At 35.3% G+C, this 23,787-nt stretch carries 24 protein-coding genes and 1 tRNA gene; 20 read left to right on the top strand and 5 right to left on the bottom strand.

The features are described from left to right. Positions 1–14 precede the first annotated feature (14 nt). The 8 genes from FFM65_RS08685 (at position 15) to FFM65_RS08720 (ending at position 6,155) form a co-directional block, all read left to right on the top strand. Entirely contained in the window at positions 15–644 is a 630-nt protein-coding gene (locus tag FFM65_RS08685) for a pentapeptide repeat-containing protein (RefSeq protein ID WP_119317048.1), read from the top strand. Positions 645–741: 97 nt separating this feature from the next. Beyond that, positions 742–1,194, top strand: a complete 453-nt coding sequence (locus FFM65_RS08690; protein ID WP_161936642.1) for a LytTR family DNA-binding domain-containing protein — start codon at positions 742–744, stop codon at positions 1,192–1,194. 2 nt (positions 1,195–1,196) lie between these two features. Continuing rightward, positions 1,197–1,934 (top strand): LiaF transmembrane domain-containing protein, encoded by a 738-nt coding sequence (locus FFM65_RS08695; protein WP_119317050.1) that lies wholly within the window; start codon positions 1,197–1,199, stop codon positions 1,932–1,934. 234 nt (positions 1,935–2,168) lie between these two features. Then, on the top strand, positions 2,169–2,618 hold the full coding sequence (locus tag FFM65_RS08700; protein ID WP_119317051.1) for a hypothetical protein: 450 nt from the start codon (positions 2,169–2,171) through the stop codon (positions 2,616–2,618). 10 nt (positions 2,619–2,628) lie between these two features. Continuing rightward, on the top strand, positions 2,629–3,426 hold the full coding sequence (locus FFM65_RS08705) for an N-formylglutamate amidohydrolase (RefSeq protein WP_119317052.1): 798 nt from the start codon (positions 2,629–2,631) through the stop codon (positions 3,424–3,426). Positions 3,427–3,565: 139 nt separating this feature from the next. Further along, positions 3,566–3,937, top strand: coding sequence for a cupredoxin domain-containing protein (locus FFM65_RS08710; protein WP_174795671.1), 372 nt, complete (start codon positions 3,566–3,568; stop codon positions 3,935–3,937). Between the two features lie 20 nt (positions 3,938–3,957). Beyond that, positions 3,958–4,230: a cupredoxin domain-containing protein gene (locus FFM65_RS08715; protein ID WP_119317053.1), complete on the top strand. Its 273-nt coding sequence runs from the start codon at positions 3,958–3,960 to the stop codon at positions 4,228–4,230. Continuing rightward, the gene (locus tag FFM65_RS08720) at positions 4,230–6,155 is read left to right on the top strand and encodes a copper-translocating P-type ATPase (RefSeq protein ID WP_119317054.1); all 1,926 of its coding nucleotides are present in this window, start codon (positions 4,230–4,232) and stop codon (positions 6,153–6,155) included. The genes FFM65_RS08715 and FFM65_RS08720 overlap by 1 nt, the downstream gene beginning before the upstream one ends. A gap of 46 nt (positions 6,156–6,201) precedes the next feature. Here the strand turns inward: FFM65_RS08720 and FFM65_RS08725 are convergent, their stop codons facing one another. Together FFM65_RS08725 and FFM65_RS08730 are read right to left on the bottom strand one after the other, a co-directional pair. After that, positions 6,202–6,702 (bottom strand): GtrA family protein, encoded by a 501-nt coding sequence (locus FFM65_RS08725; RefSeq protein ID WP_119317055.1) that lies wholly within the window; start codon positions 6,700–6,702, stop codon positions 6,202–6,204. Between the two features lie 244 nt (positions 6,703–6,946). Further along, on the bottom strand, positions 6,947–8,305 hold the full coding sequence (locus FFM65_RS08730) for an amino acid permease (RefSeq protein WP_119317455.1): 1,359 nt from the start codon (positions 8,303–8,305) through the stop codon (positions 6,947–6,949). Positions 8,306–8,461: 156 nt separating this feature from the next. Between FFM65_RS08730 and mmuM the strand changes: the two genes are divergently transcribed. From mmuM to FFM65_RS08745, 3 genes are all read left to right on the top strand, one after another. Beyond that, positions 8,462–9,406, top strand: coding sequence for a homocysteine S-methyltransferase (gene mmuM, locus FFM65_RS08735; RefSeq protein ID WP_119317056.1), 945 nt, complete (start codon positions 8,462–8,464; stop codon positions 9,404–9,406). 215 nt (positions 9,407–9,621) lie between these two features. Further along, positions 9,622–11,196 carry a cation:proton antiporter gene (locus FFM65_RS08740; protein WP_119317057.1) on the top strand — a complete coding sequence of 525 codons (1,575 nt, stop codon included), beginning with the start codon at positions 9,622–9,624 and terminating at the stop codon, positions 11,194–11,196. Positions 11,197–11,314: 118 nt separating this feature from the next. Continuing rightward, on the top strand, positions 11,315–12,058 hold the full coding sequence (locus FFM65_RS08745) for an SLAP domain-containing protein (RefSeq protein ID WP_245954194.1): 744 nt from the start codon (positions 11,315–11,317) through the stop codon (positions 12,056–12,058). A 40-nt stretch (positions 12,059–12,098) separates the two neighbouring features. Here the strand turns inward: FFM65_RS08745 and FFM65_RS08750 are convergent, their stop codons facing one another. Further along, complete coding sequence (locus FFM65_RS08750) at positions 12,099–12,374, bottom strand: hypothetical protein (RefSeq protein ID WP_119317058.1); 276 nt, start codon at positions 12,372–12,374, stop codon at positions 12,099–12,101. A 168-nt stretch (positions 12,375–12,542) separates the two neighbouring features. Here FFM65_RS08750 and FFM65_RS08755 point away from each other — a divergent pair, with 168 nt between their 5' ends. Then, a complete protein-coding gene (locus FFM65_RS08755) occupies positions 12,543–13,085 on the top strand; it encodes a 5-formyltetrahydrofolate cyclo-ligase (RefSeq protein WP_162897886.1) in 543 nt (180 codons plus the stop codon). Between the two features lie 301 nt (positions 13,086–13,386). Here FFM65_RS08755 and FFM65_RS08760 read toward each other — a convergent pair. Then, positions 13,387–13,459: transfer RNA gene (locus tag FFM65_RS08760), tRNA-Lys, on the bottom strand. A gap of 178 nt (positions 13,460–13,637) precedes the next feature. Here FFM65_RS08760 and yycF point away from each other — a divergent pair. From yycF to rlmH, 7 genes are all read left to right on the top strand, one after another. Continuing rightward, positions 13,638–14,339, top strand: coding sequence for a response regulator YycF (gene yycF, locus FFM65_RS08765; protein WP_010018149.1), 702 nt, complete (start codon positions 13,638–13,640; stop codon positions 14,337–14,339). 103 nt (positions 14,340–14,442) lie between these two features. After that, positions 14,443–16,338 carry a cell wall metabolism sensor histidine kinase WalK gene (gene walK, locus FFM65_RS08770; protein WP_119317060.1) on the top strand — a complete coding sequence of 632 codons (1,896 nt, stop codon included), beginning with the start codon at positions 14,443–14,445 and terminating at the stop codon, positions 16,336–16,338. After that, positions 16,328–17,641, top strand: a complete 1,314-nt coding sequence (locus tag FFM65_RS08775; protein WP_119317061.1) for a YycH family regulatory protein — start codon at positions 16,328–16,330, stop codon at positions 17,639–17,641. The genes walK and FFM65_RS08775 overlap by 11 nt, the downstream gene beginning before the upstream one ends. Then, positions 17,642–18,457: a two-component system regulatory protein YycI gene (locus FFM65_RS08780; RefSeq protein ID WP_119317062.1), complete on the top strand. Its 816-nt coding sequence runs from the start codon at positions 17,642–17,644 to the stop codon at positions 18,455–18,457. Continuing rightward, the gene (locus FFM65_RS08785; protein WP_162897849.1) at positions 18,429–19,253 is read left to right on the top strand and encodes an MBL fold metallo-hydrolase; all 825 of its coding nucleotides are present in this window, start codon (positions 18,429–18,431) and stop codon (positions 19,251–19,253) included. The genes FFM65_RS08780 and FFM65_RS08785 overlap by 29 nt, the downstream gene beginning before the upstream one ends. A gap of 90 nt (positions 19,254–19,343) precedes the next feature. Next, entirely contained in the window at positions 19,344–20,717 is a 1,374-nt protein-coding gene (locus FFM65_RS08790) for a S1C family serine protease (protein WP_119317064.1), read from the top strand. Positions 20,718–21,175: 458 nt separating this feature from the next. After that, positions 21,176–21,655 carry a 23S rRNA (pseudouridine(1915)-N(3))-methyltransferase RlmH gene (gene rlmH / locus FFM65_RS08795; RefSeq protein WP_119317065.1) on the top strand — a complete coding sequence of 160 codons (480 nt, stop codon included), beginning with the start codon at positions 21,176–21,178 and terminating at the stop codon, positions 21,653–21,655. 36 nt (positions 21,656–21,691) lie between these two features. On the opposite strand, the gene FFM65_RS08800 is transcribed toward rlmH, so the two are convergent. Next, on the bottom strand, positions 21,692–22,651 hold the full coding sequence (locus tag FFM65_RS08800) for a helix-turn-helix transcriptional regulator (protein WP_162897850.1): 960 nt from the start codon (positions 22,649–22,651) through the stop codon (positions 21,692–21,694). Between the two features lie 203 nt (positions 22,652–22,854). On the opposite strand from FFM65_RS08800, the gene FFM65_RS08805 reads away from it, so the two are divergent. Further along, positions 22,855–23,787 (top strand): RNA-guided endonuclease TnpB family protein (locus FFM65_RS08805; RefSeq protein WP_137610109.1); only part of this gene is annotated, 933 nt, incomplete at its 3' end.

Consider the following 23,787-nt stretch of genomic DNA (forward strand, 5'->3'; position numbering starts at 1 on the left):
AATTGGAGGATATTATGAACCAACCCAAAATTGATGAAGATTATCTAACGAAAGGTTCTTTCTTTGATATTTACAATGAAGAAGATTACTTTTTGAGCAACTATTTGATCAAAGATGAATTAGTAGAGAAACAGACGATTTCCCATCCGATGATTGAACAGACTTTATTTCAACATGTGACCCTTAGTGATTGCGATTTTGATAAAAGTGATTTAACCGATATTATTTTTAAAAATTGTGACCTCTCAAATTGTCATATCACTGATTCCAGTTTGTTTCGAGTTAAATTCCAGAACTGTAAAATGTTAGGAACTGATTTCAATGGTTCTTACTTCAACAATATTCAGTTCAATAATTGTATTTTGGATTTGGCTAATTTGAATCAATTGACTTGCAAGGTAGTTAATTTTGACAATAGTAGTTTGAAAGACGTCAGTTTTAGTGACAATAAACTAAGTAAAGTTATTTTTGACAATTGTGATCTCAACGAGATGATTGTGATGAATACCAAATTAAAAGGCATTGACTGGAGTAATTGCCGTTTTGAAACGATTGAAGTGGACCAAAATTATTTGCGAGGATTGAAATTGAATCGTGAACAAGCTGCCTTTTTTGCTCAGAACTTTTTAGGAGTGAAGATATAATAAACCGCTTAATGGTATATTTTGACCACTCAAGCAAATACCCTATACACTGACAGTTAAAAATGGTGTAATACTTCTAACGAAAGGGTTGTTGGATGTGAAAATAAAGTTAGATATTTCATCAGAGTATCAAGAAAAAGAAATTATTATCCGAGCTAATAAAAAGGATGAAGAAGTAGCTGAAATTTTACGTAATCTTCAAAATATTGATACTAAATTGCACAATATCAATGGTTATTTGGATAATACGGTCTATTCTTTGTCGACACAGGATATTTTATTTTTTGAGACCAATGATCGAAATGTTTACGCTCATACTAAAGACAACGCCTTTTTGATCCATTATCGGTTGTATGAGTTAGAGGAAAATCTGCCGGATAATTTCTTGCGAGTTTCTAAGTCGTCAATTTTAAATGTTGATGAGGTAAAATCTCTGACTCAATCCGTTATGGGAAATCTAATTCAGTTTCGCGATAGTTATAAACAAATGTATGCTTCCCGCCGCTTTCTAAAAAAGCTAAAGCTGAAATTGAATCAAAGGAAGGTTTAATTATGAGAAATAGAATCTTTTGGGGTTTGTTTTTATTATTGAGTGCCGCTTTATTGATTGCTAGTCAGTTACATTTGATCACATACACATTTAATTTTTGGACAATTGTCGCAACGATATTTTTGGTATTCTTTTTAATCAAAAGTTTAGTTTACTTTTCTGTTTCAGGGACAGTTTTTACATTGGCTTTTTTAGCAATTTTATACGCTAAACCCTTAGGAATTGCGACTTTATCTGCTTGGACAATCTTAGGTGCCGCCTTGCTGATAAGTATTGGATTGTCAGTGATATTGAATCCATTTTTAGCCAAACATCGTCCTTGGATGCGTTATAAAAGCCAAGTAAAATGGGAAAAAAAGCCATTCGGTAGTTACTATGAATACAGCGATGATATGAAAACTGTTGATAGTCCTGATGTAGATGTTTTTGTAAAAATGGGCAATAGTGTAAGATACGTCCGTTCGAATGACTTTCATACTGCAAATGTTCAAGCCAATTTGGGTAGCGCAAAAGTTTATTTTGATCATGTGGCCGTTAATGATACAGCAACTATCAAAGTAAACGTGTCATTAGGCAATATTGAGTTATTTATTCCCCGTGACTGGAATGTTGTCAAAGGAATCAATAATAATATGGGAAATATTTCAGAAGCCGGTGTGCAAAATATCTCTTCTGATAGTCCTACCGTTACAATAACGGGATTGGTTTCAATGGGAAATTTGAAAATACAGTATATTTAGAAATAGAGCTGCCATTTGGTAGCTCTATTTTTGCAAAACCTCAAAATATTAAAATAGGATAGGGAAAACAGAGTTCTATTTCTTCAAAACGGCAAAATATTAAAATAGGACAGGGAAAATGGAGTTCTATTTTCGCAAAACGGCGAAATATTAAAATAGGATAATGAATAATATTGGTTGCGTCCTATTGGATATTTACTTAAAATTTAAAACAAGAATTCGGAGGGGATAAAAATGGGTGAAATTCACGATTTGCACTGCACTAAATGTGGCTATGGGATTAAGGCCAATACAGGAATAGGTATGTTGTACTCTCCAGAAAATATTTTTAAAGATAAGCAATTCTTGTTGGATTTAGTTGATAATACAAAGATTGTTGATCAGACAATGGATTTATTAACAAAAGGCTATGAAATAAATGAAGATTACGGTCATGCAATTTACGCTTGTCCTAATGATTTTTACTTATTTGATAAATTTTACTTTCAATTAAATGGATCCGATGAATTTGAACCACAATATCCTTGTCCATATTGTCAGACTACTTTAAAACGCCTAACTTTTGCTAAAGGAAGTCCTGGAGCAACCAGATTAAAATTTGTTAAAGAGCCAGAGAAGTATTGGCATTGCCCCAAATGTGGTAATGATGAGTTGAACGAGATAGCTTTTGGAAATTGGGATTAGAGGAGAAGATATGAAAAATTTTACTGTCCATAATGGAGAGACTGATGAATTGCCAATTATCATTGATTTACCACACAGCGGAACTTTTATTCCCGAAGATATCAAATCAAAAATGATGCCAGGTTTAATTTGTCCTAATGTCGACTGGTTTCTGCCAGAGCTTTATGATTTTTTGCCACAGAGTGGATTCACTGTACTTCAGAATAATCTTCATCGTTACATTGCTGATCCTAATCGTGATTTGTCGATGACTGATGTAAATGGTGATTATCGTTACGAAATAGTTTATAGTCAGACGACTTTTGGAAAGCCAATTTATCAAACTAAGTTGACTGATGAAGGGATTGAACAACGAATTAATCAATTTTATCGGCCATATCACGCTAAGTTGCAGGAACTTATTGATCATAAATTAGAAAAATTCGACAAAGTTTATTTATTCGATTTGCATAGTTTTGCTGAATATCCACATGAAGATGTAAAAACTGAAGATGTCGTTTTGGGTAATCATTTTGATGCTACTTCGAGCACAGATTTAAGAGAATTTTTAACCAAACAACTCAATCAAAAAGGTTACACCGTTTCAAATAATCATCCTTTTTCTGGAGGTTTCATTACGCCGCATTATGGGGATAACAAGCGAGTCGAGTCGATTCAAATTGAGTTAGCTTATCATATGTATATCGAAAACCGATATTTTGGTGAGGAAGAATTATCCGGAATAGATGTAGGAACTTTTACCACGGCTAAAAACAGTTTGCAGAGTATATTTATGGAAATTTTGAATTATATTTTGTCAGGAAAATAAACAGTATCTATTTAGAAATATCACGCTAAATAGATACTGTTTTTTAATTTCCCAATTTATCTAGTTGACAAATGTAAACTCGAAGATTAATATAATAACCGTAGATTACAAATGTAAACGAGTAAGAGGGAAAAGGATAATGATAAAGATATTAGTTTTGATCGTAGGTTTAGCAATTATTGGCTTCATTCTTTGGTGGTTCTTCGGCAATCACGAAGTTGCCAGCCAGACAGCGGATGTCGCCGATAACAAGCAGAGTGTTGATGTAGAGGTTAGTGGTGGTTATTCACCAGAAGTCATCACTTTGAAGAAGGGTGTTCCAGCAACGTTGAATTTCACCAGAAAAGATGCCTCCAGTTGTTTGGATCGAGTAGTCTTTTCCGATTTCGGAATTAATCAAGAACTACCACAAAATCAAAAAGAAGCTATCAACATCGATACTTCTAAACCCGGCGAATTCCAATGGGCTTGCGGTATGGATATGTTCCACGGCAAATTAATTATTAAATAGTAAATAAGGAGATAACAATTATGGCTGAGAAGGTACAAAAAGTTAACGTTACAGTAGCAGGTGGTTATTCACCAGAAGTAGTCAATTTGAAGAAAGGTGTTCCCGCTGAAATTTCATTTACGAGAACGAATGCTCAAGGATGTTTGGATGTCGTTCACTCTAAAGATTTAAATTTCGAAAAGCAACTACCACTAAATGAAACCCAAACCGTTACAGTCGATACTGATAAGAGTGGTGAATATACATTTAGTTGCGGTATGGATATGTTCAAAGGAAAGGTCGTGATTTCATAATGACAATTACTAAGAGATTTTGGATTGCATTGGTATTTTCAATTCCAATGTTGATCGGGATGATTTTGATGCCTTTTGGAATCATGGTTCCCGGCAGTGAATGGATTCAATTTGTTCTAACAACTATCGTTATGGCAGTTGCTGCTAGACCTTTCCTCCAAAGTGCTTGGGCTTCATTTAAAAAGCACCATTCAAACATGGATACTTTGGTAGCAATTGGTACAGCAGTAGCTTATATTTACAGTATTTATGCTATGTTTACTGGCCAAGCAGTCTTCTTTGAAAGTGCCGCTTTTGTAATAACTTTCGTCTTGTTGGGTCAAGTATTTGAAGAAAGAATGCGTAACAATGCCTCAAATGCCATTGAAAAATTAGTCGACTTGCAAGCTAAAGAAGCTGAAGTCATGCGTGATGGCAAATTAGTTAAAATTCCTTTGGACCAAGTAGTTGAAGGTGATTTGATCAGAGTTAAACCCGGTCAAAAAATTGCCGTTGATGGTGTGATTACTGAAGGTAGTTCAACAGTTGACGAATCAATGGTTACCGGTGAAAGTATGCCTGTTACTAAGAAAACTGGTGACAAGGTTATCGGTTCAACTATCAATAGCAACGGAACTTTCATGTTCAAAGCTGAAAAAGTTGGTAGCGATACGATGCTTTCGCAAATCGTTGAATTAGTTAAAAAAGCCCAAAATAGTCACGCTCCAATTCAAAATTTAACCGATAAAGTTTCAGAGATTTTCGTACCAGCAGTTTTGATTTTATCTATTTTAACGTTCTTAGTTTGGTATGTTTTCTTAGGAGCTACAATTGCTAAAGCTTTGATCTTTGCAGTTTCTGTAGTTGTAATTGCCTGTCCTTGTGCCCTAGGTTTAGCCACACCAACAGCCTTGATGGTCGGAACTGGTCGTGGTGCCAAAATGGGTATTTTGATCAAGAATGGTGAAGTTCTTGAAGAAGTCAACGATGTAAAGACTGTCGTTATGGATAAAACTGGTACTATCACAAATGGTAAACCAGAAGTTACTGATATCGTTGGTGACGAAAAGCAAGTTTTGTCAATCGCCGCAAGTTTGGAAGAGTCTTCTGAACATCCTCTAGCTACAGCCATTATGGACAAAGCTAAAATTGAAAAAATTTCACCTAATACTGCCACTGATTTTTCAGCCGTAGAAGGTAAGGGTGTTACAGCCTTGGTTGATAATCAAAAAGCTTTTGTTGGTAACGATAAAATGTTATCCGATGTAAAGATTGATTCAGAATTACAAAACAAAATGGTTCAACTTCAAAATGAAGCTAAAACAGTTGTTTTCGTTGGAGTTGATAATAAGATTATTGGTTTAATTGCCATTCAAGATGCTCCAAAAGCTACTTCTAAAGAAGCTATTGCTACTTTGAAAGCTCGTGGATTGAGAACTGTCATGTTGACTGGTGATAATCAAAGAGTTGCCGAAGCAATTGCCAAAGAAGTGGGAATCGACGAAGTTATCGCTGATGTTTTACCAGGTGACAAAGCTGATCACGTTCAAGCATTGCAAAAAGATGGTAAAGTTGCCTTCGTTGGTGATGGAATCAATGATGCTCCAGCTTTGACAATGGCTGATGTCGGAATTGCCATGGGTTCAGGTACAGATATTGCTATCGAATCCGGTGGTATCGTCTTGATGAAAAATGACTTACGTGACGTTGCTAAAGCTCTAGAATTGAGTCGTAAGACTTTCAATCGTATCAAGTTGAATCTCTTCTGGGCTTTCATTTACAACGTCTTAGGAATTCCAGTTGCTGCAGGCTTGTTCTTTGCAGTTGGCTTGAGTTTGAGCCCTGAATTAGCAGGTTTGGCAATGGCCTTCAGTTCATTGTCAGTTGTAACTAGTTCTGTATTATTGAATAAGAGTAAAATTGAACCTAAAGTTGCATTGAATTAAAAAACTTCAACAATGTTTATTACAAACGTTGTTGAAGTTTTTTTGTTTAATGTCTGTTTTTAAAAATAAAGAACTTAGATAGAACGTAATTTCCAACGATGGCTAAAAATTGTCCGACTAGTTTAGAACCAGTTCCGTTAGCACTAAGGACGGAAATACCAATCCAAAGCGTAGCTGTTTCAATTAGGAAAGTTAAAATTCTGGTTGCGTAAAAAGCCAGCATTTCTTGGAAAGCCGAGTTGGATTTGTGACGGAAGACGATAACACGGTCAACCCAAAATCCGACTTGTACCCCTAAGAACCAAGCGATAATGTTAGCAACTTGATAGTTCATATGGATAGTGTGGTACAAAATATAGAAGGTTCCGAAATTGACGATAACTGAAAGTAATCCCCACAATAAGTATCTAACTAGTTGCTTACTGTTACTTTCTAATGGTTCAGCTTCAGTTGAGAAGACTGTACCAGCATCATTAATACCCTCTTCGACATCATCAATAATTTTTTTTGTTGGAGTTTCTTGATCCAATTTAGTTTTCTTATTCATAAATATCTTTTCTCCCAGATTGGGTCTTTTCTAAGTTTTAGTAGATGCAGTATTCCGGATTAGATAGTTGTTCTATTTTTTACTTCTAATTATTTGAAATAAATAAAACGAAACATCATTTAGTCGGTAGTGACAGCAATTTACCACTAATTAACCTAACTTAAGAAAGAACCCAAATTTTACATATACCTATATATTAAACCTTTTTCCAGTAGCTTAGACAATTTTGGTGACTATTGAACTTTTAATTATCATTTACAACTCGACGTTTTTTTAAATATTCTTTACCATAATAAACGCCATAACAGAGAATTAAGAAAGGAATCATGTAGAAGAGGGCTGATCTTTGATTGGGGTCAAAGACGATCAAGACGCAAGATAACAGACTCATGATAAAAGCGGCCCAAGGAACGACTGGATACCAAGGGGTCTTGAATTTCAATTCGCTTAGCTTATGACCATCTTTGAGAAATTGTTTGCGAAAGTTGATTTCAGATAAGGCGATTGCCATCCAAACGATAACTACTGCTAGACCGGAAATTGAAACGAGGACTAAATAAACTGTTGAAGCAGCGACAACACTGGAAACCAAAGCCAAAATTCCACCGAGCATACTCAAACAGAGGGCTAGCATAGGAACATTACGAGAATTGGTTTTGGCATATTTAATAGGAATCATCCCCTCATGAGCTAGTGACCAGAGCATTCTCGTTGAAGCGTACAATCCTGAATTAGCAGCAGACAAAATTGCCGTTAAAACAACGAAATTCATCAAATCTCCGGCGAATGGCAAGCCGATACTATTGAAGACTAGGACAAATGGACTTTGACTGACACCAGCCTTTTGCCAAGGAATCAACGCTGACATGACAACGATACTACCGATGAAAAAGATTACTAAACGCAATAAGGTAGTGTGAATGGCTCTAGGAATATTTTTACCAGGATCTTTAGTTTCACCAGCAGTTACACCAATTAATTCTGTCCCTGAGAAAGCGAAATTAACAGTTAACATGGTTGTGAAAACAGCTTTAAAGCCTCGGGGGAACAGTCCATCTTTGACTAGATTCGTGAATAGTGGGGCATGAGTTGTCCCTTTGATAGGAATAATTCCAAAAATAGCCAAGAATCCAACAACAATGAATAAAACAATGGCGATAACTTTAATACTAGAGAACCAAAATTCTGTCTCGGCAAAAAATTTGACTGATAAAGCATTAGAAATAAAAATCACTGCCATAAATAAAGCACTCCACAGCCAAGTAGGAGACCCAGGGAACCACTGTTGCATAATTAATCCAGCCGCTGTGAATTCAGATCCCAAAGCGACAGTCCAAGTTAACCAATACAAAATTGCGACTGTAAAACCAGTTCCAGGTCCGATATATTTATCAGCGTAGACGTGAAAAGAACCAGTTTCTGGCATGGCAACTGATAATTCACCTAAACAGAGCATGACTAAATAGACGACGATAGCACCTATTCCGTAAGCCAAAATCGTCCCAATTGGACCTGCTTCGTGAATCGTATAACCGGAGCTCAAAAATAATCCAGTTCCAATGACACCGCCAAGAGAAATCATAAACAGGTGACGTGACTCCATGTTTCTTTTTAGTTTAATATGGGTATTTTCTTCATTTTCCAAGAGTAATCACCTTGTATAATAGTTTAAATTAGAATAAAATTAAAAAAGTTTAATTTTTATAATAGACTAGATTATTTTCAATATCAAGTTGACAAAAGCCATGGAGGAATGAACATGAGTGATTTAATTACCAAAAATTTAAAAAACAGAACTGGATTAGTCGTTGATGGGGCCATGGCAACCGAATTAGAGAAACGTGGTGTCAAAACGGATAGCGATTTGTGGTCAGCTACAGCAATGATTGAAAAACCAGAAGCCATTACTGCTGTTCACAAGAGCTATTTTGAAAAAGGTGCTGACTTTGCGACAACTAATACTTATCAAGCAAATGTTGGCAAATTTATGGAATTAGGTTTGAGCGAAAAAGATAGTAAAAATTTAATTATTCAAGCAGTTAATTTGGCCAAAAAAGCTAGAGAACAATACTTTAATTCATTGACTAAAGAAGAACGTGCCCCAAAAGTATATCCCTTAATAGCCGGTAGTGTCGGACCTTATGGAGCTTACTTAGCTGATGGAAGTGAATATACTGGTGACTACAATTTGACGAAAGAAGAATATCAAGAATTTCATTTACAACGAATGGAATTGTTAGACCAAGCTGGGATAGACTTATTTGCTTTTGAGACCCAACCTAACTTTGATGAAACAGTAGCTTTAGTTGATTTATTGCAAAATAAGTTTAAAGATCAACAAGCTTGGTTAAGTTTTAGTATTCGAGATAGTGAAACTCTTTGTGACGGAACTTCTTTATATGAAGCAGTGAAATATTTTGAAGACGTTGACCAAATCTCCGCGATTGGAGTTAATTGTACAAATTTGGAAAATATACAAGATGTTGTGCGTAATATTAATCAAGTAACGGATAAACCAATTATTGTATATCCTAATAATGGTGATATTTATGACCCGGATACAAAAACTTGGCAAAAGAATCCTCAAGCTGACACCTTCACTGACCTTGTGCCAGAGTGGATTGAAGCTGGAGCAAAATTGATTGGCGGTTGTTGTCGTACCACTCCTGAAGACATCAAACAAATCGCTGATTTTTTAGCATGATTTTTTTGAATACCATATATAGTGATGGTTACTCATAAAAACACAAGATGTTCCATGTGAAACATTTTTGTGCCAATTAAAGATAAAATTGAAAAAAGATTCATCTCAATTTGTTTGCTAAACAAAAAGGGATGAATCTTTTTTGTCATACTTATTAAAGGGCTTTTCACATCAATTATGCTATATTTATTTGGAAAAATAGATAGGGGAAAATCATGGGATTGATGATATCGAGTTTTGTGTTAATTTTGGCTGCTATCACTAGTATTTTTTTGGGGCAATTACTTACTAAGATATCGGCAAGTTATATCAGTATGGCAATTGGTGGAATCATAGCTTTTACTCCATTTATCAGTGGTCAAATTGATAATTTTAATTCAGAAATATTTATTGGCTTAGTTGTAGCGCCGCTATTGTTCTTTGAAGGACAAGCAACGCGACTAAATCTAGTGGGAAAAGAAGTTAAGCATATTATCCAAACGGCAGTTGTTTTAGTTGTTTTATGTCTAATAATTGCCGGCTTTGGTGTTTGGGAAGTAGCAGGTATTAGTTTGCCATTGGCTTTTATTTTGGCTGCTATTAGTACACCGACTGACGCTACGGCAATGGAATCTGTGACTAATGGATTGAAGATTCCTAAAGATGAAGGTGTCTTTTTGAAAATGGAGTCATTATTTAATGATGCTTCAGGAATCATTTTGTTAAATATGACAATTCTTTGGTATGTTAATGGCTATATCAATTATGGACAAACGTTGATTGATTTCTTGATTTCAGCTATCGGTGGACTTGTTTTTGGTTTCTTAGCCGCTTGGATAGTGGTACTGTTTCGTCAAATTTTATTGCGATCATCATTTAATTCCTTGAATGCCCAAAGTCTACTATATTTAATCACGCCATTCGTTCTCTATTACTTAGCTGAAGAATTGCATGTTTCGGGCATCATCGCCGTTGTTTGTGCCGGCTTAGTTCACAACGCTGAAGCACAACGGAGCAAATTATTAAATGCACCACAAGTTCATATGGGTTTTGATTTGGTTTCGATGGTTACTGAAACACTCAATAGTATAGTTTTTATCATTTTGGGATTTATGTTTGTCAAAATTGCCAGCCAAGAGAAATTCTCTAATAATTCTTTTAATTGGCTATTGATAGGTGTCACGATTTATTTGATAGGTATTTTCACGAGATATATTTACGGTCGATTACGTCTAAAGTTCAACAATAGATCGGCTTGGATTTTTTCATTAGGTGGAGTTCATGGTGCTGTAACGTTAGCGTTGGCTTATACTTTGGCAGAATTTCACGTAAATAAGGCTGATTTCAATTTGGTGTTGATGTCAGAAAGTGTTCTAATCATCTTGAGCTTAGTAGTACCTACTATTGCCTTTAAGTTCATTCTTGATAAAGATGTGGACGATGAAGATATAGCCAAAGAGATGGATGAAATTAGGGTCAATATGGTTCGAAAAGCAATCGATGCTGTTAATAAAATGTATTTGCCAGACAACGTTAAAAATTCGGTTATCTTTGATTTGATGGCCCAAAAGCAGAAGACTCGAACGAAGGATTTCGTTAAACAGTGGTTAGGGGTGGTTCGTCATCCTGAATTTACTGGGGCGGAAAAAGAATTAGAAATGCGTGCTTTCATGAATGCTTTAGCTCAAGAACGAGAGTATTTAGATATGATTTCGCAAAGTGAAGTTAAATATCAAGACTATGTTTTTGAATTATATAAAGAAGTTCTACTGGCAGAGACCTTAGTAATAGGACCAACGGTTTCGGAATAATTATTCTGTACTAGATGGCTATTCTTAATTTGGTATCAATTCATCAATAGGTTTTATTATGTAACTGATGATAGAGGTTAATAAATCTATCGGAATTGCTTTTGATCGAGGTTATATTATGAAAAAAATGAATAAGATTTTTTTATACGCATCAATGTTAATATTAACTTCAGGTATTGCGGCCGTTCCTACTGTGGCAAAAGCTGATGCCAATTATGGTTTAACTAATGTTGGGACAGCCATTGTTACAACCAAAGACAGTGCTCAATTGTACAATGATAGTGGCCAACCATTAGGCCGTTATTTGCCCGCTGGTTCAGAGTGGAAGACTAGTTTAGAGAATACTTTGGCTAGTGGATCTTATTACGGTGTTGGTGCTCATGAATTTCTCAAGAGTTCGGATGTTGATTTTGAATCCTTAGATGGAAAAACAAGCTATTCAGAAGGACAAATCAGTGCTGGAAATTATGATGGAGTCGAAGTAACTTCAGCATCTGGAGCAGAGTTGTATGACGAGAGTGGCAATCCTTTAGGCAGAAGTTTACCTGAGGACAGTAACTGGAAAGTCGACCTGCAAGATAATAATGCTAAAGGGACCTTTTATCGTGTTGCCACAGGTGAATACGTCAGTGCGGTAGATGTTCGTCCATATCAAAATTCACCAATTTATTCTGAAAGCGAGATCGTCACAACGCCAAGCGGAGCTCCAACACGTTTGTATGATGAAAATGGACAATTGATTGGTGATCGTGCCTTGGCTCCAAATACTAGTTGGTATACGGATGAATTTACCGATATTGGCGGTGTCGGTTATTATCGTGTAGCTACAAATGAATATGTAATAGCAACCGAAGTTAATTGAAAAGTTATAAATAAAAAATGAGCTCTGTTGAAGTGTAAATTTACGCTTTAACAGGACTCATTTTTGTTCTAGTACCAACTTTTACTTTCTTATAATCGTGACGATTAATAATAAAAGTTAAAATGTTATTTTCATCGGGAATACCTTTTGACTCAATCGCATGATAGCCCTTCATTCCAGCAAAAGAAACGTTGTAGCTGTCCTTTTCCTTAGGAATATGGGTTAAATTGTGTAATTTGATGGAGATCTGATTATTTTGGAAGTCGATATTTCTGTTTTCGATAACGACACCATTTGTTTTTTTAGAAAAAATCATTTGGAAATCCTCCGTTTTTTCGATTGATTAATTGTTAAAGTAATAATAACTAAATTAATTGAATATAAAATAAATTTTGTTTGAATATTTTGCGAAGAAATCCTCATAATATGTTTTGGTATCGATTTGGATTACAATAATATAACGAAAAAAGTTACGGAGGGGATTATTATCGATAAGAAAGCCTTGCGCCAACAACAGATCAAAAGATTAAATGAAAACCAAGCTCAAACTAAAGCTGAGGGGTTAGAATTACTAAAAAAATTAGTTGAATTGCCAGAGTGGAAAAATGCTCAATCGATTGCTACAACCGTTAGCAGTCCAATGGAAGTACCTACAACGCCAATCATACAAGCCGCACAAGAAGCTGGGAAAAAAGTATATTTGCCAAAAACGATGCCACATCGTCAAATGGCCTTTTTACCATTTACGAGTAGCGATGATTTAGTTGTCAGTAAGTTTGGAATTCCTGAGCCAGAATATAATGAAGAGTTAGTCAATCAAACACCAGATTTGGTGCTCGTTCCAGGCTTAGCTTTTGCCAAAGATTCCAATTATCGTGTTGGCTTTGGTGGCGGATATTATGATCGTTTCTTAGCAAAATATCCCGGAAAGACCGTGACATTAGTTCCTTCAACAATGCTTTTTGAAACTGCTGATTGGGAAATTGATAAATATGATATTAAGATTCAAAAATTGATTTTAGTTTAAAATTATTAGTCCACAAAAAAATATTCCAAGATAATCAAACCCGATTATTTTGGAATATTTATTTTTAGCGGTTGAAAGCTAATCATCTTTTTTTGAATATAGGTAATAAACTAATTTTTTTGTGTATCAATCGAAAAATGTTAGAATAATCACTCAGGTCGTAAGAGTGTCAATTCTCACAAATTTGCTTCTAATATTGAATACAACTAACATTATATATAGGAAGCAATTTTTAAAGGAACTGAAAAAGCAGTTATATCAAGGATAATTCCTTAACATAACTGCTTAAGCGATAAACTTATGGGTGTTCGGGGGATCGAACCCCGGACCCACGGATTAAGAGTCCGTTGCTCTGCCAGCTGAGCTAAACACCCATGTGATCTCGTGTTGATTGCTTATCTCTCTCAACCAACGAGATATATAATACCATAGGCTCAAAATTAATAGCAAGTACTTTTTTAAAAAAAATTCAAAAAAATTAAGTTGCCTTTATGGTGGCTTTGTTTTAATGAAAAATAACTAGTATAATATTCACGTCAAGGAGATAAATATATGGCTAAAAAAATTCTAGTAGTAGATGATGAAAAACCAATTTCCGATATTGTTAAATATAATTTGGAAAATGAAGGCTACGAAGTCATAACTGCTTTTGATGGACAAGAAGCATTGGACAAAGTTGAAGAGGATGATCCCGATTTGATTTTGCTAGATTTGATGCTTCCAGTTATTGACGGTCTTGAAGTAGCTAGAACTATCAGAAAAACTAAAGATACTCCAATCATTATGTTAACGGCTAAGGATACCGAAATTGATAAGGTTATTGGCCTAGAACTTGGGGCAGATGATTATGTCACTAAACCTTTCTCCAATCGAGAGTTAGTTGCTCGTGTCAAAGCTCGTTTAAGAACTCAAACACATGCACATAGCGAAGAGGCAAAGAGTAGTGAGATTAAAATTGGTGATTTAACCATTCTCCCCGATGCATATACCGTAACGAAAAATGGTAAAGAAATTGAACTAACACACCGTGAATTTGAATTATTGCATTATTTGGCACAACACATTGGTCAAGTAATGAAACGTGAGCACTTGCTTCAAACAGTTTGGGGCTACGATTACTTTGGTGATGTTAGAACAGTTGATGTTACCGTTAGACGTTTGCGCGAAAAAATTGAAAATAATCCTAGTCAACCAGAATGGCTCATGACTAGACGTGGTGTGGGGTACTATCTAAGAGACCCTGACGCCGAATAAAAATTAAAAAACTGATTCGTTTTTATAAGAAGCGAGTCAGTTTTTTTGTTATCCTCATAGCTGTATAATGTAATTAAGTCTGTATTGTTTAGGTGGAAATATAGTGAAAAATAGATTTGTCTTTTTACATTCGATCAACTTTAAAATCGGATTATCGTTTATTTTAATTTTGATAGTCACAATTGAAATCATTGGGGCTTATTTTGTGCGTCAACTGGAAGAGCAAAATGTTTCTAACTTTGAAAATTCGGTTGTCGTTCCTGCTTATACGCTCAATCAGATTTCAGAAAATTTGACTGATAATGATCAACATACTCGTGAAAATATTGGGAATGCTATTCAAGATTATACGCGTGTCAGCACCGATATTACTGACGTACAGGTAGTTGACCGTTCTGGAATCATTGTGGGGGCTAAGGATTCTGAAGGTAATAATATTATCGGGACACAGACTTTAAAAGATAATATCAAGCAAAGTATTAAGACTGATAAAAAAATTACGCAAATTTATTATGAAAAAGATACTGGAAGTTCCTATGAATCAATTGAACCAGTTACTTCGCCGGATAATAGTACAGTTGTCGGTGCTATTTATGTTCGTGCATCAATGGAATCAGTTTATACAGGTATTAATAATATTATTTTGATTTTCCTAACCGCTTCTTTAGTAGCTGGTTTATTAGGGGCTGTGATTGCCATTTTCATTTCTCGTGCAATTACCCGTCCGATTGATGAAATGAAGCAACAGGCTGTCAGAATGGCTGAAGGGGACTATTCTGGTCAGGTTCGTGTCTATTCTCCTGATGAATTAGGACAACTAGCTATGGCGGTCAATGATTTGTCTGTCAAAGTTGAAGAAGCGACGGAAAATTCGGAGTCTGAGCGAAGGCGATTGGATAGTGTCCTCACGCAGATGTCTGATGGGGTTATTGCAACGAACCGTTTAGGAAATATAACGGTCATCAATGAAATGGCTCAGGAATTTTTGGATAAAGATGAAGATGCGGCCATTGGTCAACCATTAGTTGAAGTTTTGGGTATTTCTGATCAAACTAGCTTTGATGATTTGTTGGAAAATCCAGATCCAATGGTTATTGAAACTAATGACAATAGTGAAGATTACGATACCGGCGATGATAACTCATTGATTTTGAACGCTGATTTCTCCTTGATTCAAAGAAACAGTGGTTTTATCAGTGGTATGGTTTGTGTTCTACATGATGTCACTGAACAACAAAAAATTGATAGTGAACGTCGTCAGTTCGTTTCTAACGTTTCACACGAATTGAGAACGCCATTGACTAGTATCAGTAGTTACATCGATGCTTTGAACAATGGTGCTTGGAAAGACCAAAAGCTTGCTCCACAGTTCTTAGGAGTTACTGCTGAAGAAACTGACCGTATGATTCGAATGATCAAAGATCTTTTGAGTTTGTCAAGAATGGATCAAGGTCGTTCGAAACTTGAAAAAGAATTAGTCAACTTCAATGAATTTTTCTCATATATTTTGGATCGATTTGATATGATGTTGAAAAAGGAAAAAGCTGATGCTAAAGAAGACGATACAAAAGTCGTCAAAAATTATCGGATCAAGCGAATTTTCACGAGTAAAGATTTGTGGGTCGAAATTGATACCGATAAAATGACTCAAGTGATCGATAATATCATGAACAATGCTATTAAGTATTCACCAGATGGTGGCGTGATCACTTGCCGTTTGTTGGAAACTAATAAACACATTATTATTAGCATTTCCGATGAAGGTCTAGGTATTCCTAGAAAGGATATTAAGAAAGTCTTCGATCGTTTCTATCGTGTTGATAAGGCACGTTCTAGAAAGCAAGGTGGTACCGGATTGGGACTATCTATTTCTAAGGAAATCGTTGAACAGCACAAAGGAAGAATTTGGGTAAACAGTGCTGAAGGTAAGGGATCGACTTTCTACATCTCCTTGCCATTTGACCCTAACGAAACAGGAGGAGAATGGGATGAAATTTAGCCGTTTAGTTGTCCAAGTGTTATTAGTTATCGCCGTAATTACTAGTATTGTCCTGTCCTTCTTTATTTGGACCAATACTGCTCGCTATCAACGTGGGCGAAATATCGACGTAACTGACGCTGAGTCGAATAAAAACGAAATACCAATGAATCAAGTTATCAGTCCAACATCAGTCATGTGGCATGATGAAGATGATCAACACTTGATTTATAACAGTAATGAAAATATTTCTTTAAGTATTCAAAAAATAATGCAAGATTGGAAAATTGGTAATCCTAAGCTAGTAACAAAGAAAGATGGAGCTTACTATCAAAAGGTTATTCAAGCTAAAAATACGATTCAGATGGTTTATCCAACCGCTATAACGGCCAACGTTTTGGGATATTTGTTGAACAACGACAGTCTCAAGGATGAAAATGGTAAACAATTTAATCGTATCCTGATTAATTTGAAAGACAAAAAAGACCAAAATATTTATTTAGCTAATGATAATAATTATGCCGTCTACAAAGCTAAAGTAAGAAATGCTTCTGCATCACCAATCACTAAGCTTGTTAAAAAAGCTAATATTAATTTGAAGATTAGATTAGATATCATGAAACATGGTGTCTTTACTTCATATACCAATCCCATTAAATTACAGTCATATTCATACGTAGTTAATGGTAAAAAAGATGGTGAATATACGACTGCCTTGTTTGATTCGAATACTAGTGGCTTAGTAACTACTGAAGACAATGGGGTTTATAGCTATAACTATGGTGAATCAAAGCGTCTAGTTTCAGATCACAATACTGATGAATTGACGTTCTCTGATTATACGGATACCTCTGTACCAAAGAATCAGTTAGCTTTCTTGCAACGTGGTTATCAGAAGGTCATTAATTTACAGGATTCGATCTCTAACTTACGTTTGTACAATGCAAATTGGAAGAATAAGGATTTGACCTTTAGAGAATATGTTGAAGGCTTCCCAATCTTTAAGAAGAGCCAATTTGGTTCGATTGAAATCAAATTCAGTCGTCAGGGAAGTACCGAACATTTTGTTAATACAGTCTTAGAAGTGCCGGTTCCTTCTAACCAGTCACCAACTAAGTTGAAATCCACGAACGATATTTTCAAGGGAATTCAAAAAGCTGGTTTTTCTCTAAATGATATTGAAGGCTTGGAAGTTGGCTATCAGTGGGAAACAGAAGCTGATAATGAGAAGGTCGTTGACTTGAAACCAACGTATTACATCAAGATCGATGGTCACTGGAAAGCTTATGAAGATTGGACAAATCAAACTGCGGAGGAAGAGTAAATGGATTTTAAAAGAATCGAAGTTATATTCTTAATAGTATTTTTCTCGTTAGATATCTTTTTATTCTTGTCTTTTCGCAATAGTCAACAATTGGTCAGCAGCACGAGCAACAATACTTCCACAGTTGCTGAAATGCGTAAACGTAATATAAGTTTTGGCAGTTTGGATTCTAAGAGTGGGTATGCCTATTATTTGGGCTCACAGCCTAGTGATGACTTGGAAGAAAATTCCAACAAACTCCAAGATCAAAAAGTAGAGTACGAAGAAGTAAACCATACTTTATCAAGTACTTTGGAAAGCCCAATTCCTGTTACTTCAAGCAATCGTAAGAAGATTATGGATAAGTTCATCAAAAAAGAGAGCAATGTCTTGTATGGTAAAAATTATAAGTATGCGCCACAATTATCGACCCATTCACAAATGGTTTATGTTTCTACTAGCAATTTGGGGGATGTCTACGATAAAACAAATCAGCTTATCTTTACAATTTCTAACGGTGAAGTGTTAGGTTATACTCAGACGTATGTTAGATCGATGATAATTTTGCACGAAAGACAATCGATCAAGAGTGAAAAAGATGTCATTACGAACCTTTATGCTAATTCGGAGATTCCTAATAATTCGAAAATTGCTTATGCTAATTTAGCTTATACGAAATTATTGGAGGCCAAAGGTAGCACGATTTACATACCAGTTTGGTTCGTGACGATTAAGAATAAAGATAGTAAAGTTTCAACTACCAAAAAGGTCAATGCCTTTACTGGTAATATAATTAAGAGTTCAACAAATGGAGATAGTAGTTACAATGCCCAATGATGATAGTTTAAAAATCAGTGTTCTGGCTAGCAGCAGCTCTGGAAACGCCACTTATATTGAAACGCCCAAGCACCGTGTGTTAGTCGATGCCGGTCTGTCAGGAATCAAGATCAAGCGTGCCATGGAAAGTATCGGAAAAGATATCAATACGGTCGATTCACTGTTTGTGACCCATGAACACACTGACCATATCAAAGGCGTTGGGGTCTTAGCTAGACGCTATAATCTCAATGTTTATGCTAATCAAAAGACTTGGGAAGCAATGTTGCCTAAGATTGGTAAAATTTCTGAAGATGAGATCAATGTCTTTAACCACAACAAAGTTTTGTCGTTAGATGATTTGGATGTTGAGAGCTTTTCAGTTTCACATGATGCCGTCGATCCGCAATTTTATAAGTTTTATCACAACGGTAAAGAGTTCGTCATTTTGACTGATACAGGATATGTTTCTGAACGGGTTCAAAAGACGATTGAAAATGCGGACGGTTACTTAATGGAATGCAACCACGATGTTGAAATGTTGCGCGAAGGGATGTATCCATGGCCTTTGAAGCAACGTATCTTGAGTGAAAAAGGGCATTTGTCTAATGAAGATGGCGCACATACTTTGATGGATGTTATTGGCAATAATACGAAGCAAATTTTCTTAGGTCATTTGAGCCATGAGAATAATACTAAAGCAGTTGCCAGAACAGAAGTTACTCAAGTTTTGGAGGATCATGATTTTGGCGTTGGCCATGATTTTAAGATTCATGATACCGACCCAGCAGTGGCTGATCCTCTGATTGCTTTGTAAAATAAACATTTTAGTCATAAGACGTTCATAGTTTTTTCATAATTCAACGATATATTAGAATTAATAAATGGTGTGGGGAAGTGAAATTGTATGAATAATGATAATCAAGACAAACCTGAATCAAGAGTAAATGATAAGAAACGTGAGAATAACAATAATAATCAATCCCATAACTCATTGCTCAAGATGGGAATCGTTGCCTTTATTTCGGCCGCTTTAGGTGTTGTTGTTGCCTTTGCCGGTTTTACATACTTTGGTAACAACAGTTCTGATACCGCCTCAGTTGGAAATACTGCCGGCACAACGCAAGTAAGCAACACGAAGGTAAATACATCCAGTTCGATGTCTGGAGCTTATAAGAAGGTTAATGGCGCAGTTGTTTCAGTTATTAATCTTCAAAAGCAACAGGAGCAATCTAGTGACGGAGATATTTCATCAATTTTTGGTGATTTATTTGGTGACAGTGGCTCGTCTGATAGTACCCAAGGTCAAACGGATGAGAATGGGAGCAGCGATTCTAACTCAAATTCAGATTCTTCAGATTCGAGTTCAAGTTCCAATAGTAATTTACAAGAATACAGTGAAGGTTCTGGTGTGATTTATGCTAAACAAAATGGCAAAGGTTACATTGTAACTAATAATCACGTTGTTTCTGGCTCTGATTCATTGGAAGTTATTTTGGAAGATGGTACTAAGGTTTCTGCTAAATTAGTTGGTACTGATGCTACAACCGATTTGGCCGTTCTAGAGATCGATGGTAATAAAGTACCTGCCACAGCTTCATTCGGTAATTCCGATAACGTATCGCCAGGAGATCCAGTAATCGCCATTGGTTCTCCATTAGGTAGTGAATATGCCACAACTGTTACTCAAGGTATTATCTCTGCTACAAATAGAACTGTGACAACTCAAGATCAAAATACTGGTCAAGCTACTGGTGAAGCAACTGTCTTGCAAACAGATGCCGCAATCAACCCTGGTAACTCTGGTGGTCCGCTAGTTAACGCTGCTGGTCAAATTGTCGGTATCAATTCGATGAAGTTGGCTTCAAATACTGATGGTACTTCCGTTGAAGGAATGGGCTTTGCTATTCCAAGTAATGAAGTAGTTAAGATCATCAATCAATTAGTTGCTAATGGTAAAGTTGAAAGACCATCATTAGGTATTAGGGTCTTGGATCTAGATCAAATTACAGATTCATCACAATCAAGTTTGAAGTTGCCTGACGATGTAACTAAAGGTGTTGTAGTTTACAGCACAACTTCAGGATCAGTTGCTAAAGCTGCTGGTATGAAGAAGTACGACGTTATCGTTAAACTTGGCGACAAGAAGGTAACATCGGTTGCAGACTTGCATACAGCCTTATATTCACATTCAGTCGGTGATACGGTTAATATTCAATACTATCGCAACGGTAAATTGAATACGGCTAAGGTTCACTTGACGAAACAAACTAGTGAATAAAATGAATTAATAAATTAAAAGATCTAATCTGATGATTAGGTCTTTTTTGTTAGATACCATTTGGCATGAAACTGTAGTAAATCCTAAATTAGTGGTTTCACGGATTTTTTTGAACGTTTATGAAAGTTTTTGAAATTTATTTCGACTTTTCAGAAAACTAATAATTAGTAGTTATCCACAAGTGATTAAAAATTGTGAATAACTAACTAAAAACCCACTAAAATCAAGGGATAAAAGTTATCCACAGGGTTACCCACAGCTGTGGATAAAATTTTAATCTAAAGTAGACGTTATGTATATAATTCCTATAACGCTGGGAATAATAACTGTTACACAAAATTAGACAAACATTTATTTTTTTGTGCACAAGGGAATAGTCATGATAATTCGTTGTTTTAAATAAATTTGGCAATACTAGAATATTTTCGTATCATAAGAAGTAAGGAGATTTTTTTACTATGAATATTAAAATGGTTACAGTTGGAAAGCTAAAAGAGAAGTATTTTAAGGCCGGTATTGCTGAATACGCCAAGCGTTTGGGAGCTTTTTGCAAATTTCAAATAGTTGAGTGCCAAGATGAAAAAGCACCTGAAAGTTTGAGTGAAGCTCAAGACCTCAAAGTGAAACAAATTGAGGGAGAACGAATATTAAACAAAATCAAAGACAAGGAATTTGTTATTTTGCTCGATTTAAGGGGTAAAGAGCTCACTTCTGAACAACTTGCCAAAAAAATTGATGACTTGTCTACATACGGAACTTCTGATATTACTTTTGTTATCGGTGGATCATTAGGCGTCAGTCCGGAAGTTGTCAAAAGAGCCGATATGAGTATCTGTTTTGGTAAATTTACTTTGCCACATCAATTAATGCGTTTAGTTCTAACTGAACAAATTTATCGTTCATTCATGATCATCAATCATCGAACTTATCACAAGTAGAAACTACGAAAAAAACAGCCAATTTTGGCTGTTTTTTTACTCTAAATATCTTTCATATCCTTCACGTAAAGTGTCGCGAATATCGTCAGCAATAGATTTGGGAGATAAGACACGAAGAATAGTTGTCTCACCTAATAACCACAACTTGATTCCATCCGAGTAATTAACTTCAATTTCCAAAATTTTAACCGAAAAATTAAAACGATTTGGTTTATCAATGGTTTTAATGACTTTGCAACTAGGAAAGATATCCTTGATATATTCCAAATAACCGTAATATTCGAATTGAATACGAGTTTTTTTACCTTGATAACCGAAGGCTTCATAACGTGTCTCCTGTCCATGGTCGTGGTATTTGCTGTGATCAATTGGTAATTTGAAGTGAATAGGTTCAATATTATCCATCCAGTCGATTCGAAAGGTGCGATACTCGTGTGTATCTTTGACTAAGCCAATCAAAAAGAAGTAAAGGTTATCAAAGAAAGTGTGAATCGGCAGCATTTCAATCGTCTCAATATTAGGGTCTTCAGAAGGATAGCGGTCAGTATACACGAAACGAATTTTTTGTTTGTGATAAATGTATTGCTCTAGTTGACCCATTTTTTCGATTCGAAAACTTTCATCGGTCAAATAATTATCAGTAATACGTTCAGTCATAACGGAATCGCTGACAACTGAACGTTCTTCTAGTGTTAGCATATCTAACATTTTATTAGTCAATCGTGGTAATTCAGTACTATTTAGCGAACGACTTGCAATTAAAATTAATACTTGATTTTGATTTAATAAATATCGTTGATTAATAGAATAAGCATGACCAATTTTTTTCAATTGAAAGTATTTGTTGAGAACGGCACTTTTATCGAAAGCAACTTTGATTTCTTTAATTGCTCGTTGAGCGGTTCGAATAGTAATCTCTTGCTTTGCAGCAATGTCTTTGGTTTGACAAGCTTCATTTTCCAATAATTGTAAGAATACCTCGATTGATAAATTCATGATTATTCCCCCTGCAAAATAGATTATCATAATTGTTTAATGATAGTACCCAATTTTTTGACTTTATAAAAATCGCTAATTGAGAAAACACGGTAATTTATTGCCGTGATGAATCAATGATTATGCGATTTTAGATGTTTTTACAAACATACGTTCCCCTAATGTGATATAATTACACTACAAAATCATGGGAGGAGGTTCATATGGTCTTAAAGGGCATTAAATTACGTATCTATCCAGATGATTACCAAAAGGAACTTATTGAATACAACTTTGGTGCTAATCGTTTTGTTTGGAACAATATGTTAAACATGATGATCAAACGTCATGAAAATAATCCTGATTTGAAATCCTTGAAAGCATTTGACTTGAATTACATTTTAACAACTTTCAAAAAAGAACATGTTTGGTTAAAGAAAGCTGAAAGTACTAGTTTACAAGTTTCTAATAAAGACTTATTTGAGGCGTACAAGGGATTCTTTAGTAAAAAACGTAAATTCCCACGATTCAAAAGTAAGAAATATCCAAAACAAAGTTATCAATCTAAATTTGTTAATAACAATGTTGAAATCATTGATGATTCTTATATCAAATTACCTAAACTTGGAGTAATGAAGTATAAGAACAAGAAGGCTATCCCTAGTATCATCAAGTACGTGACTATACGTAAATCGTCAACTAATAAATATTACGCCATTCTTACGGTTGATGAAGATATTACTCAATTATCAAAGACAAATAAGTCTGTCGGTCTTGATATGGGTGTTTCTGATTTAGTAATCTATTCAGACGGAAGTAAGTATAAGACTATCCGATTTGATAAGAAACTTGCTAAAAAGAAACGCTATTGGGAAAAAAGATTAGCTAGAAGACGTACGCAAGCTCTAAAGGATATTCAGTATAAAAAGAAATTTGGATTGATTGATCCAAAGCCTTTAGAACAATATTCCAACTATATGAAAGCTAAACTAATGGTAGCTAAGTATAGTGAGAAAATTACTAATCAAAGAAAAGACTATCTCCATAAAATAACTCGCGAATTAGTTGAGAATAATGATTTGATTGTTATTGAAGATTTGAAAACCAAAAATCTTCTTGGTAATCATAAACTATCACGTGCCATCGCTAATCAATCA

The sequence above is a fragment of the Companilactobacillus formosensis genome (assembly GCF_005405305.1).
Taxonomy (GTDB): domain Bacteria; phylum Bacillota; class Bacilli; order Lactobacillales; family Lactobacillaceae; genus Companilactobacillus; species Companilactobacillus formosensis.

Bases quoted from the DNA above. Each gene is read 5' to 3' on its own strand.
- FFM65_RS08685 (WP_119317048.1), top strand. From the start codon at position 15: ATGAACCAACCCAAAATTGATGAAGATTATCTAACGAAAGGTTCTTTC.
- FFM65_RS08700 (WP_119317051.1), top strand. From the start codon at position 2,169: ATGGGTGAAATTCACGATTTGCACTGCACTAAATGTGGCTATGGGATT.
- FFM65_RS08790 (WP_119317064.1), top strand. From the start codon at position 19,344: ATGAATAATGATAATCAAGACAAACCTGAATCAAGAGTAAATGATAAG.
- FFM65_RS08715 (WP_119317053.1), top strand. From the start codon at position 3,958: ATGGCTGAGAAGGTACAAAAAGTTAACGTTACAGTAGCAGGTGGTTAT.
- mmuM (WP_119317056.1), top strand. From the start codon at position 8,462: ATGAGTGATTTAATTACCAAAAATTTAAAAAACAGAACTGGATTAGTC.
- FFM65_RS08780 (WP_119317062.1), top strand. From the start codon at position 17,642: ATGGATTTTAAAAGAATCGAAGTTATATTCTTAATAGTATTTTTCTCG.
- FFM65_RS08710 (WP_174795671.1), top strand. From the start codon at position 3,566: ATGATAAAGATATTAGTTTTGATCGTAGGTTTAGCAATTATTGGCTTC.
- FFM65_RS08745 (WP_245954194.1), top strand. From the start codon at position 11,315: ATGAAAAAAATGAATAAGATTTTTTTATACGCATCAATGTTAATATTA.
- FFM65_RS08750 (WP_119317058.1), bottom strand. From the start codon at position 12,374: ATGATTTTTTCTAAAAAAACAAATGGTGTCGTTATCGAAAACAGAAAT.
- FFM65_RS08775 (WP_119317061.1), top strand. From the start codon at position 16,328: ATGAAATTTAGCCGTTTAGTTGTCCAAGTGTTATTAGTTATCGCCGTA.
- FFM65_RS08740 (WP_119317057.1), top strand. From the start codon at position 9,622: ATGGGATTGATGATATCGAGTTTTGTGTTAATTTTGGCTGCTATCACT.
- FFM65_RS08785 (WP_162897849.1), top strand. From the start codon at position 18,429: ATGGAGATAGTAGTTACAATGCCCAATGATGATAGTTTAAAAATCAGT.
- FFM65_RS08725 (WP_119317055.1), bottom strand. From the start codon at position 6,702: ATGAATAAGAAAACTAAATTGGATCAAGAAACTCCAACAAAAAAAATT.
- yycF (WP_010018149.1), top strand. From the start codon at position 13,638: ATGGCTAAAAAAATTCTAGTAGTAGATGATGAAAAACCAATTTCCGAT.
- FFM65_RS08800 (WP_162897850.1), bottom strand. From the start codon at position 22,651: ATGAATTTATCAATCGAGGTATTCTTACAATTATTGGAAAATGAAGCT.
- FFM65_RS08695 (WP_119317050.1), top strand. From the start codon at position 1,197: ATGAGAAATAGAATCTTTTGGGGTTTGTTTTTATTATTGAGTGCCGCT.
- rlmH (WP_119317065.1), top strand. From the start codon at position 21,176: ATGAATATTAAAATGGTTACAGTTGGAAAGCTAAAAGAGAAGTATTTT.
- FFM65_RS08705 (WP_119317052.1), top strand. From the start codon at position 2,629: ATGAAAAATTTTACTGTCCATAATGGAGAGACTGATGAATTGCCAATT.
- FFM65_RS08720 (WP_119317054.1), top strand. From the start codon at position 4,230: ATGACAATTACTAAGAGATTTTGGATTGCATTGGTATTTTCAATTCCA.
- FFM65_RS08730 (WP_119317455.1), bottom strand. From the start codon at position 8,305: ATGGAGTCACGTCACCTGTTTATGATTTCTCTTGGCGGTGTCATTGGA.